We start from the raw sequence: 16,016 nt of genomic DNA, 5'->3' as shown, positions 1-16,016 counted from the left end.
TCATTTGCCGTGTGATGTGCAGGGCCAAGCGCTATCGAGGATGGAGCAGCGCCTGGTGGCAGTCTCAGCATTCTTTCGTTGCATCAATCGCAGGTCGCTTCCCAGTCGGAATGACACTCGACGCATCTGAGGAGACGAAAATTGACCATTGAGGATCATCCGACGGTAAAGGCCTTTCGGTCGCGCAGCCTGGCCCGGACCGACGCGGCGCCGCTGTCGGCGGAGCTCGTCAAGAGGATCGCGATGAGCTGTGGAGCGGACGATGTCGGGCTGGTCGAGATTGGCCGTCCGGCAATCAGTCCCCAAGTCGACTACATCCGAAAGGTCTATGGCCGCACGAAGTCCTTGATGGCGATCGCATGTCATATGAATCGCGAGCCGGTACGCTCTCCCACTCGCTCGGTGGCTAATGAGGAATTTCATGGAACCTATGACCATGTGAACGAGACTTCGCGCGCAATTGTCCGCGCCCTGGCGGAGCACGGCATCGCGGCCTGCAATTCGGTTGCCGCATTTCCCATGGAGATGGACCAGGCACGCATCATGATGGTGCAGCACAAGCCGGTCGCCGTCGAGGCCGGGCTGGGTCGCATGGGGATTCATCGCAACATCATCCACCCGAAATTTGGCAGCTTCATCCTGCTTGGAACGATCTTGCTGGCGGACGAGATCGATGCCTATGACCAGCCGATCGACTATAATCCTTGCTTGGAATGCCGACTATGTGTCGGAGCTTGCCCCGTCGGCGCGATAAAGCACGATGGGTACTTCGATTTTCAGACCTGCTTCACGCACAACTACCACGATTTTCTCGGAAACTTTACCAAATGGGTCGAAGAGGTTGCGGACTCGCGTGATGCGAAGGACTACAGGTCCCGCGTGAGCCCTTCCGAGACTCAGAGCATTTGGCAATCTCTCTCATTCAAGCCCGGGTACAAGGCTGCATATTGCGTATCGGTCTGCCCGGCTGGCGAGGATGTAATCGGACCATATCTTGATGACCGGGTGTCCTATGTGAATGATGTGGTCAAACCTCTGCTCGAGAAAGAAGAGACGCTGTTCGTGATTCCTGGATCGGACGCCGAGGAGAGTGCGCCACGACGGTTCCCGAATAAGACGATCCGGCATGTGCGCGCAGGACGTCCGATCGGAAGCGTTCAGGCGTACCTCTTTACACTGAGGCTCGGCTTCCAGCGTGGAAAGGCAAAGAAGCTCGATCTGGTCACTCATTGGACCTTTACGGGAAAAACTCCGTTCCAAGGGACAGTGCGCATCAACGACAAGATTCTGGATGTAACGCCCGGAACCCATGCCGGCGACGCCCGGCTTTCGATCACGGCCGATAGCGAGGCATGGCTCCGAGTGCTTAGCCGCGATCTCGAGCTTGCGGAGGCGATCGAGTCGCGGCTCATCGTTCCAAGCGATGCAGATCTGTTCGCCGCCTATATGCGCTGCTTTCCATTCTAGGGCTTTCAGGTCCGGAGTTTTGAGCGAGGCAAAGCCGCTATGCCTGCAAGACACGGGTCGGGTTCAGATCCTTCACTTCGCGGTGCTGCAGATGGTTTGGCGTCCCCCTCTCGAAGCGCCACGCCTCCTTTTCAATGACCTTCCTGAATGTGGTGGCCGGCCGGCCGAGCAGCTTCTCGACGTCCTGCGTTACCTCGGCAATATACCGATCACCGCCATTTTGCATGCACAGGTTTTCCAGATGCAACGCAGGATGCTCAGCGATATGAGGCATGAGCTTACGCATACGTTGCCGAAACTCTTCCATCGTCGTCGGCAGGTATTCGATCTTTCGACCGAGCGCCGCCGAGTAATCCTCGGCAAACCCGTACATGTCCTTTCGTTCCGGCCCCGTCAACTCGTAGGACTTCCCAGCGTGACCGGTTGGGTCAGCTAACACCTCAATACAGACATCAGCGACGTCGGCCGTCGCCACCGGCGCGGTCTTTCCCAGGCCGAATGGCAGACGGATCGTGCCGTCCTCCTTAATGGTCATAGCCGGCACCCACAGTGTGATTGGGTTCTCGACGAACATCGCCGCCTGGATATGGACGATCGGCAGGCCTGACCAATCGAGGGCTCGCTCGCCCGCCCAATGCGCCCTTTGCTGGGGCGACCACTGGACGTCCACGCCCAGCACGGCGATGCGCTCCGCGTCCGGCGCGGACATGGTCTCGAGCGTCATGTAACATTGCTCATAGTCCGACATGTTGACGAATATCTCGGTGTCTCCTTCCTTCTTGGCCGCCGCGGCCATTAAGATGGTGGCATCGGCGTAGGACGGGTTCAAGCTCATGCTGAAATAGATGCGCCGCACACCCTTGACGGCCTGCGTGACGTCACGCGGATTTAGGAGATCGCCCACGAACACCTCGGCTCCCATGTCGCGCAAACTCTGCGCCCGCTCGTCATTTTTCCGCACGAACGCACGGACGGGAAGGCCGCGCTGCAGCAGGCCGCGAACAACGGTTCGGCCAACCGAGCCGGTTTGTCCACCGGCGCTCGTCACCAGAATTGGCGCCTTGCTCTTCATACTCGTGTCCTCCCTGATCTCGATCGTTTACTTGGTCTGATTATCTGAAAGCCGGACGAGACAAGCTCAGCGCTCTTGTTGAGGTACGAGCGCGAGCGCATTTGCTGCATGAATGCCAGCCGCAAGTATCGCATCCGACATCGACGAGTCTTCGGCGGCACGAGCAAGCTGGAGAGAGCCGACGAGTACAGCGAAAATTCCGATTGCGGCCTCTTGCGCGGCGCGGCTGGACGTTTTCCGCGGCAATCGCCTCTTTAGCTGCTCGAATATTTCGCGCAATCTAGCTGTGTAGGCCTTTCGGACGGATCGAGGTTGGCGACCGATCTCTGGAAGCAGTGCAGCCGAGGCGCATCCAACGTCCGGCCGATCGCGATGCTCCGCAGACAGGTAAGACCGGATCAGCGTGCTCAGTTCCCCGGGGACAACGTCGGCTTCACTCAGTCGCCGCAACTGCTCGTCCAGCGCCCGCTCAAGCCCTTCCCGAACGAGATCGCTTTTCGAGCCGAAGTGAGAATAGAAGCCGCCATTCGTAAGGCCCGCCTCGGACATAATTCCCGTCATTCCAGTCGCCGCAATGCCTTGGCGCCGGAATTTCCTTGCGGCGACCTTCAGTATCCGTTCGTGCGAACTATCCTTGTGCCCCTTGGCATACCGCATGCAGGCCCTCCGAACGAACAGCCTATTGTATGATGTAAATCATGTGATATGTATATCTTAATCTAATCTAGGGTTCAACTGCGTCAACGGAGAGCTTCTGTGCGACAGGACGGAAAAGTGGCGATCGTGACCGGGGCTTCGACGGGAATCGGGCTGTCCTCCGCAAGAGCATTGCGCGAGGCGGGATTCCGGGTGTTCGGGACCAGCCGACGAGCTGCCGCGAGCGATCCTGAGATGCTAAGCTGCGATGTGACGGACGACGCCTCGGTGAAAGCGGCCGTCGACAAGGTACTGGCTGCGACCGGCAGGATCGATGTTCTGGTGAACAATGCAGGCTTCGGCTTGCTGGGCGGGGCCGAAGAATCCTCGGCCGATCAGGCCAAGGCCTTGTTCGACGTGAACGTCTTCGGAGTGATGCGCATGACAAATGCGGTCCTCCCGACCATGCGAGATCGAAAAGCCGGACGGATCATCAACATTAGTTCGGTCTTGGGATTGATACCTGCGCCGTTTTCCGCCCTCTATTCTTCTACGAAGCATGCCATCGAGGGTTACTCCGAATCTCTCGACCACGAAGTGCGGACCTTTGGCGTTCGCGTTTGCCTGCTTGAGCCGGCCTATACGCGCACCTCGTTTGAGCAGAACATGGTGCTTCCCGACCGAGACCTGAAGGAATATGTGTCGGCGCGAACCCGAGCCAGCGCGCTGCTACGCGATGTGATGAATACAGCCGAGAGTCCCCCAGGTTGTTGCCGAGAAGGTGATTTTGGCCGCGACAACGCCGTCACCTCGTCGGCGATACACCTGCGGAAAGGTTGCGCGCCAGGTGAGCATCCTTCGTCGTTTTGTGCCTGAAGGAATGTTCGACAAAAGCCTTCGCAAGCAGATGGGGCTGCCGGGGTGATCCCGTCGAAACAGTCGATCGCGAGCGATTTCCACGATCGCCGCGACAGGATGTTTGAACCTCCCGATCAACAACTTCGCGCGAACGCCTTGCAACCGTATTCCGGAGGCTAAATGCCGTCGCTGTTTGACCCCGTAACTATTGGCGATCTGCATCTGCCGAACCGGGTCATCATGGCCCCGCTGACCAGGCTACGCGCAGGCCAGAGCCGGATCCCCAATGCGATCATGGCGGAGTATTACGCGCAAAGGGCTTCGGCGGGTCTGATCATCACAGAAGGTGTTCCTGTTTCGCCTCAGGCAGTGGGCTATGCCGGCGTTCCCGGCATTTGGTCGGCAGACCACGTCGAGGGCTGGAAAGCCGTTACACGCGCGGTGAAGGCACGTGGGGGGCGGATTTTCATGCAGATCTGGCACGTCGGCCGGATCTCCGATCCAATATTCCTGGATGGTCAGGCGCCGGTCGGCCCCAGCCCCATCGCCGCGAAAGGCAACGTCAGCCTTGTCCGTCCGGAACGGGCTTTCAGCGTGCCGCGCCCGCTTACGACAGAAGAAGTCTTGGAGGTTGTCGAAGCATTTCGCAATGCTGCCAAGTTTGCCCAGATAGCTGGCTTCGATGGCGTGGAACTCCACGGCGCGAATGGGTATTTGCTGGACCAATTCCTCCAAGATAGCTCCAACCAAAGGACGGATCGGTACGGAGGCTCAATCGAAAGCCGCGCCAGGCTCTTGCTCGAGGCCACAGATGCTGCAGCGTCGGTATGGGGACCCGACCGGGTGGGAATGCATCTTGCGCCTCGGGCTGACGTGCATTCCATGGGCGACTCCGACCGTGCCTCGACGTTCGGATACGTGGCAGCTGAACTCGGACGGCGCGGCATCGCCTTCATCTCGCGAGCGCTTGGGACCCGACAGCTTGGGACCGTCTCTCAAGGCCGCCTTCGGCGGAAAGTATATTGCAAATGAAGGTTTCACTGCGGAAACCGCCCAGGCGGTCCTCGATGCGGGTTGGGCCGATGCGGTTGCCTTCGGAAAGGCATTCATTGCCAATCCGGATCTGCCTAAGCGCTTGGCGCTCGGCGCGCCGCTCAATCAGCCCCGCCCCGAAACTTTCTACGGTCCGGATGCCCACGGTTATACCGACTATCCTACACTGCCGAAATCTCCGGAGAACGTGGGGCGCGAAGATCCGGCGAAAACATAGGAGCGGGCCTCACCGAACACCTCGGTGTGGAACAGAAGCGCCATCACGATCATTTTTTCGAACTAAGCTGCTGGCCGCGCGGTCGGACCGTCGAGCACCAAGTTCACCAACGATCTCTCGACCGGCCCCAAGAATATGGTCAGAAGCTGCTTTGCTGTTGACAGCACGGGCGAGCAGAATTGAACCTACCATGGTCGAGATGATGCCTGTGGCGATCTGGCGTGCCTCTTGAGAAGAAGCGCCGGAATTTAGCTCAGCTAGGACGTCGACCATTTGATCCAGCTTACGCTCAAAGCTCCGGCGTGCCCGCGCTTCTGATCGCCCGATGTCGGCGGCGAGCGCCGGAAGCGCGCAACCGTGCGTGGGATCGTCACGGTGGCGAGGACTGAGGTAATCGGCAACGATCGCATCAACGCACGTCGGGACAGCGCTCCCATTCGTCAGCCGTTTCCAGCGCTCGATAGTCTGATCCATTGCAAAGCCGGTTGCTTCAGCAACGAGAGCCGCACGGGACGCGAAATAGTTATAGAAGCCGCCATGTGTCAGACCAACGAGCTGCATAAAATCGACAACGCTGAGCGCTTCGGCACCTTTCTTGCGCAGACCGTAGGAGGCATTCTCGACGATCCGGTTGCGGGTCTGACGCTTATGATCTCTCACGTAACGCATCGTGCTTCATCCGATTTGCAGAAGATCTGTTGGGCGGCTCATCAGACGCCAAACGCCCCATGGCCGGCCGCTCCGATTCCAGCCGACATCTAAGCATCGGCGACGGCGTTTCAGTCCTGGATTTTGCGCCATGCCTCCCCGCAACATTTCATTGCAAGATGAGCCAAGTTATATGATTATCGTCATACAAACAACACCGCTTGTCGGGGAGATTTCATCATGTCCGCAGTCACCGATCCCGTTGTCATTCTTTCGGCCGTACGCACGCCTTTGGGACGTTTCATGGGTGAGTTGTCGCCGCTCTCGGCACATGAGCTCGGCTCTCACGCGATCGCGGCAGCGCTGGAGCGTGCCAAGCTCGCGCCGGAGCGGATCGACGAGGTCTTTATGGGTAACGTGCTGCCGGCCGGCCAGGGTCAGGCGCCGGCCCGCCAGGCTGCGCGCGGCGCCCGGCTGCCTGATGCGACCGGGGCCACCACGATCAACAAGGTTTGCGGCTCCGGCATGAAGGCGACCATGCTCGGTCACGACATCATCAATGCGGGCTCTGCCGCCATCGTGCTGTCCGGTGGCATGGAGAGCATGAGCAACGCGCCATATCTGCTGGCAAAGGCGCGCGCCGGCTATCGGGCCGGCCACGACCGGATCATCGACCACATGTTGATGGACGGCCTGGAAGATGCCTATGAGACCGGCCGTTCGATGGGGGACTTCGGCGAGGCCACGGCCGAAGCCTATCAGTTCACCCGCAAGGACCAAGACGCCTATGCGATGGAGACGCTGATCCGAGCACTCAAGGCCGTGGAAAGCGGCGCGTTCAAGGCCGAGATCGCACCGATCACGCTGACCGAAAAAGCAGGGCCGCGCGTCATCGCCAATGACGAACATCCGCTGAAGGTCGACCCTGCCAAGATCCCAGGCTTGAAGGCGGCGTTCCGCGCCAACGGCACCATCACGCCTGCCGCCTCCTCGGCGAACGCGGACGGAGCCGCCGCCCTGATCCTGGCGAAGCGCTCGCTCGTCGATCGCGAGGGACTGCCGGCACTGGCGGAAATCAGGGGCCATGCCACCCATAGCCAAGAACCGCAATGGTTCACCACCGCGCCGATCCCGGCGATCCGCAAGCTCCTGGACAAGGTCGGCTGGAGCGTCGGCGACGTCGACCTGTTTGAAATCAACGAAGCCTTTGCGGTGGTGGCGATGGCCGCGCAGAAGGACCTCGGCATTCCCCGCGAAAAGCTCAACGTCCATGGTGGCGCCTGCGCGCTCGGCCACCCGATCGGCGCCACCGGCGCGCGATTGATCGTGACGCTGCTGCATGCGCTGGAAGCGCAGAACCTCAAACGCGGCGTCGCCGCACTCTGCATCGGCGGCGGTGAAGCCACTGCAATCGCCGTCCAGCGTATCGTTCGCTAGTCGAGGCCAGCTCGCAAAAAGCACTTGGCAAGCGGCCCAAATGGTGTCGCTTGCCGATTTTCTATCGGGAAGCTCAGCCCCGGTCCACCTTCTGCAATCCGAATCATCGCTGGTCGAACTTGGCGAGCCGCCACCGAACAAGGTCGTCAGCCCCTGGTCCGGCCAGCGGCCGGACATCCCTCATGCGTACCAATTCGCCCGACTTGTCATCGACAAGAGCGAGCTTAACCGGACGTCCGCTGTTCTTGTTGATGAATTTGAGCGGCGGACCCGCATCCCCCGTAATCGCCCACTTGTCCCCGACCTGGGCAAGCGCCTGGATCACCAGGATAATGTCCCTGCCCTTTCGGGTCAGAAGGTATTCGTAGCGTTCAGGGCCGGTCTGATACCGACGCCGCTCGAGCAGTTCATTTTCTTCGAGATGCTTGAGCCGATCGGACAGGGTGGCATGTGTGACGCCGGTCGACTTCCTCAACTCCTCATATCTGCTCAATCCCAGTGACAGATCGCGCAGGATGAGCATGGCCCAGCGGTCACCGACAGCGTTCAATACGCCGGCGATCGAGCACGCCATTCCTTCAAAGCCCTTCGAGCGCATCATCCCTCCTAACAACACTTCTCAGCAGAATAATCATGCTCGGGACGCCATCCAAGCGCCAAGCCGCGAACATCGACAAGAAATGTCTTGCATTTTTGTCACTCTTATTATTAGAGTGGCTATTGGATAACAAAAACCGCGCGCCGATCCCAGGAGGATAAATGCCCGACCCTCACAGCCGGCACTTGGTGACATTCGAGATAAACGGATCGCGCAAGACGGTTTTCGTTGAAGCGCGAAAGTTGCTGGTCCATCTGATCCGGGAGGATCTTGGCCTCACCGGCACCCATGTCGGCTGCGACACCTCCCAATGCGGTGCCTGCACCGTCGAAATCGATGGACTGGCGGTCAAATCCTGCACGGTACTGGCCGTGACGGCGGACGGCGCGTCGATCACCACGGTCGAGGGATTGACCGATCCCGGTGGCGAACTCAGCGCTGTTCAGGCCGCCTTTCACGAACATCACGCGCTGCAATGCGGCTTCTGTACGCCGGGCATGGTGATGAGCGTACGGCAGCTCCTGAGGGATCATCCCAATCCCGGCGAGCACGACATCCGCCATGGACTTGCCGGCAATATCTGCCGCTGCACCGGCTATCACAACATTGTCCGCGCCGTTGAAAGCCTCGCAGCGAAGGAGCAGCAGCCTTGAACGACACGCCTGCGATCCGCCATATCGGTCGGCCCTTAAAGCGGCGCGAAGATTTCAAGCTGCTCGCTGGCAAGGGCCGCTACGTCGATGACGTCAGGCTGCCGGGCATGCTGCACATGGCGGTACTGCGATCGCCGCACGCCCACGCCGAGATTAGAAGCGTCGATCTCTCTGCAGCAAAAGCCGCACCAGGGGTTCGCTTGGTCCTTTCCGGGATGGCGCTCGCCGGCAAGATTGGCCCGATTGTTCCGAACTGGGTTCTTCCGGGCAGCAAGGTGCCGTTCCGCCCTGTAGTCGCGACCGACCGCGTCCGCTTTGTCGGCGAATGCGTCGCGCTGGTAGTGGCGGAAACGTTGGCCGAAGCCTACGACGCCGTCGGGCTGATCGACGTCGGTTACGAAGTGCTGCCTGCCGTGATCGACGAAGAGACCGCAATCCGGCAGGACGTGCCGCAACTTCATGACAACGTTCCCGGCAACATCACTACGATCTACAAGGTGCGTGGCGGCGACTACCAGAAGGCCGCCAACGAGGCCGATCAGGTCATCGGACTGCGCGTCGTCAACAACCGCCTGATCCCGACCTGCATGGAAACGCGCGCGATCGTTGCCACGCCGGAGCCAGACGGGACGCTGACGGTCTATATTGGCAGCCAAGTTCCGCACATGCACCGGCGCTGGATCGCCGAGACGGTTCGTATTCCCGAGCATCAGTTGCGGGTGATCGCGCCTGATATCGGAGGTGGGTTTGGCGCCAAAATGCACCTCTACCCCGAAGACTTGCTCTGCCCCTATCTCGCACGCGAGCTCGGCGTGCCAGTCAAATGGTGGGAAAGCCGCTCCGAAAGCCATCAATCGACCAGCCACGGTCGCGCGCACACGGAGAATATCGAGATCGCGTTCAAAAACGACGGCAATATCCTGGGCCTGAAAGTCGAAACCCTTGGTAATGTCGGCGCCTATCTGTCGAACATGGCGAGCGGCGGTCCCACCGTGAACACCGTCAACTTCGGTACCGGAACCTATAAGATCGATAACTACGAGGCGATATCCCGAGTCGTTGTCACCAATACGGTGCCGGTGGATGCCTATCGCGGCTATGGACGACCAGAGGGCGCCTATATCGCCGAGCGGGCGATCGATGCGGTCGCGCGCCACCTTCATCTCGACCAGGTCGAGGTGCGGCGGAAGAATTTCGTTCAAGCAGCGGAATTTCCGTATCGACCGTATGGCAGCACGGGCGTGATGTACGACAGCGGAAATTATCAGGGACTGCTCGACAAGGCGCTTGCCGCCTTCGACTACGAAGGGCGCCGAAAGGAATGTGATGCCTTGCGTGCCAGCGGTGTCTATCGCGGCGTCGGCATCGCCGCCTATACGCATATGTGTGGCATGGCGCCGTCGCGGCGGCTGGCGCTCAGCGGATTTGATCGCGGCGGCTGGGAAAGTGCGCGGGTCAGCATCGATTCCAGCGGCCGGGCTACGATCTATTCAGGCTCGATGAGCCAGGGTCAGGGCCATATCACGTCGCTGTCGCAGATTGCCGCGGACGTGCTGCAGATTCCCGTTGAGGACATCGACATCGTGCAGGGGGACACGCGGCAAGTGCAGGCCGGCCACGGCACGTTCAATTCCCGCTCGATGGCGGTCGGCGGATCCAGTGTGCATGTGTGCTCGCAGCGCGTCGTGGCCAAAGCAAAGAAGATCGCGGCGAGCATGCTGGAAGTGGATGAGAAGGACGTTTCCTATTCCGCCGGTGCGTTCAGCGTGCCTGGCACGGATATCGCGCCGTTAACGTTCTCGAAGGTGGCCCGCATGGCTTATGTCGGCCACAAGCTGCCGGATGGCGTTACACCGGGCCTGGACGAAACGGAGTTTTACGACCCAACCGGTATGGGCTCGCCGTCAGGCGTCCACCTCACCTACGTCGAGGTCGATCCTGAGACTGGCATCGTCGACATTCTCGACTATGTCGCGGTTGACGACGTCGGCACCCTGATCAATCCACGTCTCGCGGCGGGCCAGATTCATGGTGGCGTCGTGCAGGGCATCGCGCAGGCGCTCTATGAAGAGGTCAGCTACGATCCAGACAATGGACAACTCCTGACCGGCTCACTGCTCGACTATGCCGTTCCGCGCGCCGAGCACGTGCCGAACATCCGCTCGCAGTTCCAGGAGACGCCCTCGCCGACCAATCCGATTGGCGTCAAGGGCATCGGCGAGAGTGGCTCGATCGCGGCGCCCCCCTGCATGGTCCACGCCGTACTCGATGCGTTGTCACCGTTCGGTATCAAACATCTCGATATGCCGCTGACGCCGCCGCGAATCTGGAAGGCGGTACAAGAGGCGCGCTCGGGAGAACTCCAATGATCCCGGCAGCCTTCAACTATGTCCGCGCGGCTTCGCTCGCCCAGGCCATCGATCTGCTGCGGGAAGATCCCGACGGAACGAAGCTCCTGGCCGGTGGCCATACCTTGCTTCCGGCCCTGAAGCTGCGGCTGGCGTCGCCCGAACTTCTGATCGATATCGGAGGCATCACCGAGCTCAAGGGCATCGAGATCGGCAAAGCCGGAGTCAGGATCGGCGCGCTGACGCGGCATGCCGACCTGCTTGCATCAGAGACGCTGTTCGAGGAATTGCCCATCTTTCGCCAGGCGGCGAGTCTGATAGCCGATCCCCAGGTGCGCAACCGTGGCACGATCGGCGGCTCGCTTGCGAATGCCGATCCGGCGGCTGACTGGCCGGCGGTCGTCGTCGCGCTGAAGGCAGAGATCGAGATCGCCGGCGCGAACGGCCACAGACGGGTCGCGGCGCAGGATTTCTTTGTCGATATCTTTTCTACCGTGCTGGAACCGGACGAGGTTCTCACCAGCATTCATATCCCGCGGCCGACAGCCGGCATGCGCTTCATGTACCGAAAGATCCGGCATCCCGCGAGCGGCTTTGCTGTCGTGGGCATTGCGGTCGGCGTGCGCATGCGAGACGGCGTGGTGGCCGAGGTCTCCCTCGGCGTGACAGGCGCGGCGAACCACGCTTTCGCCGGCCAGGCCGCTGCCGATTTCCTGACCGGAAAGACATTGTCGCGGGAGAATATCGACCAGGCGGCCACATTGCTGAGCGAGACCACCGAATGCCTCTCGGATCGCTACGCTTCAGCGGAGTATCGGGCGAATCTGATCCGGACCGAGACCAGACGCGCGCTACTTGCGCTTTCCTTGTGAGACGGAATCCGTGATGCGCCGAGTCGTCGTTACGGGATTGGGATTGGTATCGCCGGTGGGTTGCGGCAGCGAGCTGGCGTGGTCACGGCTGCTCGCGGCCCGTTCGGGGCTTGCCGCCCTTCCCGAGTGGGCGGCGGCCCTGCCGGCGCGGGTCGCAGGAATGGTGCCGACAAGGGCCAAAGATCAAGAGGGCGGATTCGATCCGGATCTGACCGTCGCGCCTAAGGATCAGCGAAGGATGGATCGCTTCATCCTGTTCGCGCTTGCCGCCGCGGCCGAGGCCATTGCCCAGGCGGAATGGACTCCGTCCGATGCGCATTCGCTCGAGCGCACGGCAACAGTGATCGCTTCCGGCATCGGAGGCTTTCCGGCGATCGTGGAAGCGGTCCGCGCCACAGACCAGCGCGGGGTTCGGCGTCTCTCGCCTTTCACCGTGCCGTCCTTTCTCGCAAATCTCGCGGCTGGCCACATCTCGATCCGCTACGGCTTCAAGGGTCCCATCGGCGCGCCGGTCACCGCCTGCGCCGCGAGCGTGCAGGCAATCGGCGATGCCGCACGCCTGATCCGATCTGGAGAAGCCGACGCCGCGGTTTGCGGCGGTTCGGAAGCCTGCATCGATCTCGTGAGCCTGGGCGGGTTCGCCGCTGCGCGTGCGCTTTCGACCGGCTTCAATGAAACGCCCGCCCGCGCTTCCCGTCCCTTCGACCGTGATCGCGACGGCTTTGTCATGGGCGAAGGCGCGGGCGTCCTGGTCATAGAAGATCTGGAGCATGCGATCCGCCGCGGCGCAAAGCCGATTGCGGAAATCGTCGGCTACGGAACGACGGCAGATGCGTACCACATCACGTCAGGGCCCGAGGACGGCGACGGTGCGCGCCGCGCCATGGAAGGCGCATTGCGGCAGGCCGGCCTCAAACCCGGTGACGTCCAGCACCTCAACGCGCATTCCACGTCAACGCCAGTCGGCGATGTTTCCGAACTGGAGGCGATCAAGGCGGTCTTCGGCCGCGAGGGGCAGATTGCCGTGAGTGCCACCAAATCCGCAACTGGCCATCTGCTCGGAGCGGCCGGCGGAGCGGAAGCAATCTTCACGATTCTGGCACTGCGCGATCAGGTCGCGCCACCTACTCTCAATCTCGAAACTTGCGATGCCGCCGCGGCAGGTGTCGACCTTGTCGCCGGTCAGGCCCGGCCCATGACGATGGAGCATGCGATCTCCAACGGTTTCGGCTTTGGAGGCGTCAACGCGAGCATCATCTTTCGGCGCTGGCAGTAGCGGGGTTCAGCTCCGGTAAAAGCGGAGCGGGCCACGGCTGCTGCGTTCTCCCGGCCGCCTTAGCCACATCTTGGCAAGCCGCTACTTCCGCTTTCGTCTTTGGGCGCTTGCCCTCACACCAGCCGAGGCTTCCGCAGAAGCCGTGCCACCAAATCGCTTGCGATTGAAGGGAACGGCGCCCGAGCCCGGCACCACTTCGACGTCCTCGAGCCGCAGAGGCTTGCCGCTGGACGTCCGCAGTACGGGAAATTCAATCGGGCGCCCAGCGACACGATCGCGGAAGACGACCTGCGGTCCCTCAGGCTCTGCGAGCCAATCATCGCCCCACTTCTTGAGAGCCAGGTAGGCCGGAAAGAAAGCGCGCCCCTTCTCGGTCAGCACGTACTCGTATCGTCCGGAATGTTCGGGCAGCGGCACGCGCGTCATCACACCAGCATCGACGAACTTCTTCAAGCGATTGCTCAAGATATTGGGAGCAATGCCAATGTAGTGTTCGAACTCATCGAACCGCTTCACGCCATAATAGGCTTCACGGAGAATCAGGATGGACCAGCGGTCGCCGACCACCTCCATGGCACGAGCCATGGAGCATTCCTTATTGGCAAGACGGCTCTGCTTCGCACCGGACATAGTTTTCCTAGCTTCGAATTCAGCTCATACCATATTGAGCGGAATCCCAGTATGTCCAGTGCCAGCTAGGGGGTTGCAAACCTTCGCAGCCGAATGGTTCTCTCGTATCTCAGGCCGCACGGCCCGACTCGGCCGGCGGCTTGACGCCAATCTCGGGCTCCAGAGCGCGGGGATGCGTGACCAGCACACCCGCTTCGCTCAAGCGTCTCAGTTCCTCCTGGCTCACGCCCAGTTCGCTGAACACCTCGAAATTGTGCTCTCCCTGGAACGCAGGTGCTCCGATCGGCTTCAACTCCTCCGCCGAGAACCGCCACGGCCGACCCGGCAGTCGATATTCGCCGCCGCTGCGGTCCGGCACGTGCTGCACTGCGCCCCAATAATCGCTCCATTCCGACGCGCTTAGTTCCTTGATCGAGCGGATCTCGCCCATCGCGATCTTGGCTTCGTCGAATTGGGCATCGAGCGTCGCCATGTCGGGGAAGGTCAAGATCCACGACTGGATGATCTGGTGCAGCACACCGAAATTCAAGCGACGCGCGGCCGCGCTCGCAAAGCGCGGGTCGTCCATCAAATCCACGCGACGCATCGCGCGCAGCCAGGATGGGAAGGTCCGGCTGCCGATAATGCTCGTCGCAACCGTGAAATGCTCTCCATTAGGTCCGGTAAAGAATGAGCAGTCCGTCGCGCCGAGCACGGCGGGCTCGGCTCCAATATCATCGTCGGAAAGATCGACATGTGCACGTTCGTTGACCGCGAGCAGTGTCGCAGCCATCGCGACATCGATATATTGGCCCTGACCTGTCCTTTGGCGGCTATTCAGCGCGCCAAGAATCGCGATGGTGGCCTGCAGGCCGGCGTAGACGTCCGCGTGCGAGAGGCTGTCCGTGCGCGGTTCAGTCAACGCCTCTCCATAGTGACGAATGCTGTTTTCGGTGAAGCCGGCCTCGGCCTGCACGGTCGGCGCATAGGCCATCCGGCTGCGCCAGGGTCCGCCCTGGCCATAGCCAGTGATCGAGGCATATACCAATCGCGGATTGCGCTTGGACAGGGTTTCATAATCAAGGCCGAAGAAACCAAGCGTGCCCGCGCGGAAGTTTTCCACGACGACATCGGCGGTATCGCAGAGCTTCAGTGCGAGTTCATAAGCACCGGGAACATTGAGATTGATGCTGACGTTGCGTTTACCGGCGTTCTGCTGCGCGTAATAGCCCGACATCCCGTCGGTTGAGGGAAAGGCGAAGCGTGAGACGTCCGGGCTTGGCGGCTCCACCTTGATGACCTCGGCACCGAGATCCTGCAAGGTTCGCGCGCATAAGGGGCCTGCCAACACACGGGAGAAGTCGACGACACGGATTCCGTTGAGAGGACCGCCCATGTCAGCGCCCCGCGAACTTGGCGAGACCCGGGCCGTTCTTGCGGAATGACGCAAGACCGGTTTTCAGATCTTCCGATGCCCAGATCGGCGCCTGCACTCTTGCCATCGCCTCGTCTGCCGCCACCACACCGTCGTTGACCGCAATATGCACTAGCTCCTTGGTCGCCGCGTGCGCTACCGTCGGCCCCTGCGCGAACTCCTCCGCGATAGACATCGTCGCCTTTTCCAAGGATTCCTCGGGCACGGTAAGATTAATCAGGCCCCACTTCTCCAATGTCGGCGCATCGTAGCGCCGTGCCAACATCGACATCTCTTTGGCTCGCTGTGCCCCGATCCGCTGAACTTGCCGCTGGATTCCGCCAAGTAGCGGATGCAACCCAAGCGTCGCCTCGACCGAGCCGATCTTTGCTGACGAAGCTGCGATGACATAGTCGCATGACAGCGCGAGCTCGAGCCCGCCGCCGAGGCAAACGCCATGAACGCTGGCGATCAACGGAATCGGCAATAATTCCATGAAGCGGAGGAACTCGACCCCGCTCAGCAGCCGATTTTCACCGCTCTGATCAGATGTGCCCTCCGCTACGCGCTTGTCAAAGATGTCCAGGTCGGCGCCGGCAGAAAAGTGGCGCAATCCGCTCCGGATCACGATGGCACGGCTACCCGCCTTTCGCGATGCTTCCACCTGCTCCACGATAGCGTTGATGAGCTTCGGGCCGAGCAGATTGTACGGCCGGTAAACCATCGTCAAAACGGAGATATTGCCACGCTCCTCGCGCGCAACCATCGCTTCCTCGGACAAAGTTGCCTCCTGTTTTCCGGCCCCTCACCTGCAGATGCACACTCCGGCTCTTGCAGGCACAATACATGATGACTTGC

General features: G+C 60.9%; 15 protein-coding genes and 1 pseudogene. 9 read left to right on the top strand and 7 right to left on the bottom strand.

Annotated elements, in window-relative coordinates; all coding sequences use genetic code 11:
• Positions 1–141: 141 nt before the first annotated feature.
• Entirely contained in the window at positions 142–1,467 is a 1,326-nt protein-coding gene (locus tag QX094_RS18785) for a 4Fe-4S binding protein (RefSeq protein WP_315714221.1), read from the top strand.
• A gap of 37 nt (positions 1,468–1,504) precedes the next feature.
• On the opposite strand, the gene QX094_RS18780 is transcribed toward QX094_RS18785, so the two are convergent.
• Entirely contained in the window at positions 1,505–2,539 is a 1,035-nt protein-coding gene (locus QX094_RS18780) for an NAD(P)H-binding protein (protein WP_315750128.1), read from the bottom strand.
• Positions 2,540–2,605: 66 nt separating this feature from the next.
• A complete protein-coding gene (locus QX094_RS18775) occupies positions 2,606–3,196 on the bottom strand; it encodes a TetR/AcrR family transcriptional regulator (protein ID WP_315714219.1) in 591 nt (196 codons plus the stop codon).
• A gap of 78 nt (positions 3,197–3,274) precedes the next feature.
• Between QX094_RS18775 and QX094_RS18770 the strand changes: the two are divergent.
• The 3 genes and pseudogenes from QX094_RS18770 (at position 3,275) to QX094_RS18760 (ending at position 5,303) form a co-directional block, all read left to right on the top strand.
• Positions 3,275–4,100: pseudogene (locus QX094_RS18770) on the top strand (oxidoreductase).
• A gap of 113 nt (positions 4,101–4,213) precedes the next feature.
• Positions 4,214–5,065 carry an alkene reductase gene (locus QX094_RS18765; protein ID WP_315750127.1) on the top strand — a complete coding sequence of 284 codons (852 nt, stop codon included), beginning with the start codon at positions 4,214–4,216 and terminating at the stop codon, positions 5,063–5,065.
• Entirely contained in the window at positions 5,016–5,303 is a 288-nt protein-coding gene (locus QX094_RS18760) for a hypothetical protein (RefSeq protein ID WP_315750126.1), read from the top strand. The genes QX094_RS18765 and QX094_RS18760 overlap by 50 nt, the downstream gene beginning before the upstream one ends.
• A gap of 9 nt (positions 5,304–5,312) precedes the next feature.
• On the opposite strand, the gene QX094_RS18755 is transcribed toward QX094_RS18760, so the two are convergent.
• Complete coding sequence (locus tag QX094_RS18755) at positions 5,313–5,972, bottom strand: TetR/AcrR family transcriptional regulator (protein ID WP_315750125.1); 660 nt, start codon at positions 5,970–5,972, stop codon at positions 5,313–5,315.
• Between the two features lie 219 nt (positions 5,973–6,191).
• Here QX094_RS18755 and QX094_RS18750 point away from each other — a divergent pair, with 219 nt between their 5' ends.
• Entirely contained in the window at positions 6,192–7,388 is a 1,197-nt protein-coding gene (locus tag QX094_RS18750; protein WP_315750124.1) for an acetyl-CoA C-acyltransferase, read from the top strand.
• Between the two features lie 103 nt (positions 7,389–7,491).
• Here QX094_RS18750 and QX094_RS18745 read toward each other — a convergent pair whose 3' ends face one another.
• Positions 7,492–7,989, bottom strand: coding sequence for a helix-turn-helix domain-containing protein (locus QX094_RS18745; protein WP_316172576.1), 498 nt, complete (start codon positions 7,987–7,989; stop codon positions 7,492–7,494).
• Between the two features lie 158 nt (positions 7,990–8,147).
• Between QX094_RS18745 and QX094_RS18740 the strand changes: the two genes are divergently transcribed.
• The 4 genes from QX094_RS18740 to fabF are packed head-to-tail and all read left to right on the top strand — an operon-like array spanning position 8,148 to position 13,135.
• Positions 8,148–8,639 (top strand): (2Fe-2S)-binding protein, encoded by a 492-nt coding sequence (locus QX094_RS18740; protein ID WP_315714213.1) that lies wholly within the window; start codon positions 8,148–8,150, stop codon positions 8,637–8,639.
• Positions 8,636–11,008 (top strand): xanthine dehydrogenase family protein molybdopterin-binding subunit, encoded by a 2,373-nt coding sequence (locus QX094_RS18735; RefSeq protein ID WP_315750122.1) that lies wholly within the window; start codon positions 8,636–8,638, stop codon positions 11,006–11,008. The genes QX094_RS18740 and QX094_RS18735 overlap by 4 nt, the downstream gene beginning before the upstream one ends.
• Positions 11,005–11,859, top strand: a complete 855-nt coding sequence (locus tag QX094_RS18730; RefSeq protein ID WP_315750121.1) for a xanthine dehydrogenase family protein subunit M — start codon at positions 11,005–11,007, stop codon at positions 11,857–11,859. The genes QX094_RS18735 and QX094_RS18730 overlap by 4 nt, the downstream gene beginning before the upstream one ends.
• A 13-nt stretch (positions 11,860–11,872) precedes the next feature.
• Positions 11,873–13,135 carry a beta-ketoacyl-ACP synthase II gene (fabF, locus tag QX094_RS18725; RefSeq protein WP_315750120.1) on the top strand — a complete coding sequence of 421 codons (1,263 nt, stop codon included), beginning with the start codon at positions 11,873–11,875 and terminating at the stop codon, positions 13,133–13,135.
• Positions 13,136–13,216: 81 nt separating this feature from the next.
• Here fabF and QX094_RS18720 read toward each other — a convergent pair whose 3' ends face one another.
• From QX094_RS18720 to QX094_RS18710, 3 genes are all read right to left on the bottom strand, one after another.
• Positions 13,217–13,720, bottom strand: a complete 504-nt coding sequence (locus tag QX094_RS18720; protein WP_315714209.1) for a helix-turn-helix domain-containing protein — start codon at positions 13,718–13,720, stop codon at positions 13,217–13,219.
• Positions 13,721–13,874: 154 nt separating this feature from the next.
• On the bottom strand, positions 13,875–15,140 hold the full coding sequence (locus QX094_RS18715) for a CoA transferase (RefSeq protein WP_315750119.1): 1,266 nt from the start codon (positions 15,138–15,140) through the stop codon (positions 13,875–13,877).
• 1 nt (position 15,141) lies between these two features.
• Complete coding sequence (locus QX094_RS18710) at positions 15,142–15,939, bottom strand: enoyl-CoA hydratase/isomerase family protein (RefSeq protein WP_315714207.1); 798 nt, start codon at positions 15,937–15,939, stop codon at positions 15,142–15,144.
• Positions 15,940–16,016: the final 77 nt, after the last annotated feature.

Source organism: Bradyrhizobium sp. SZCCHNS1050, from assembly GCF_032484785.1.
Taxonomy (GTDB): domain Bacteria; phylum Pseudomonadota; class Alphaproteobacteria; order Rhizobiales; family Xanthobacteraceae; genus Bradyrhizobium.
Note: the sequence above shows the minus strand (reverse complement) of the source record. Positions and strands in the feature narration are given on the sequence as shown.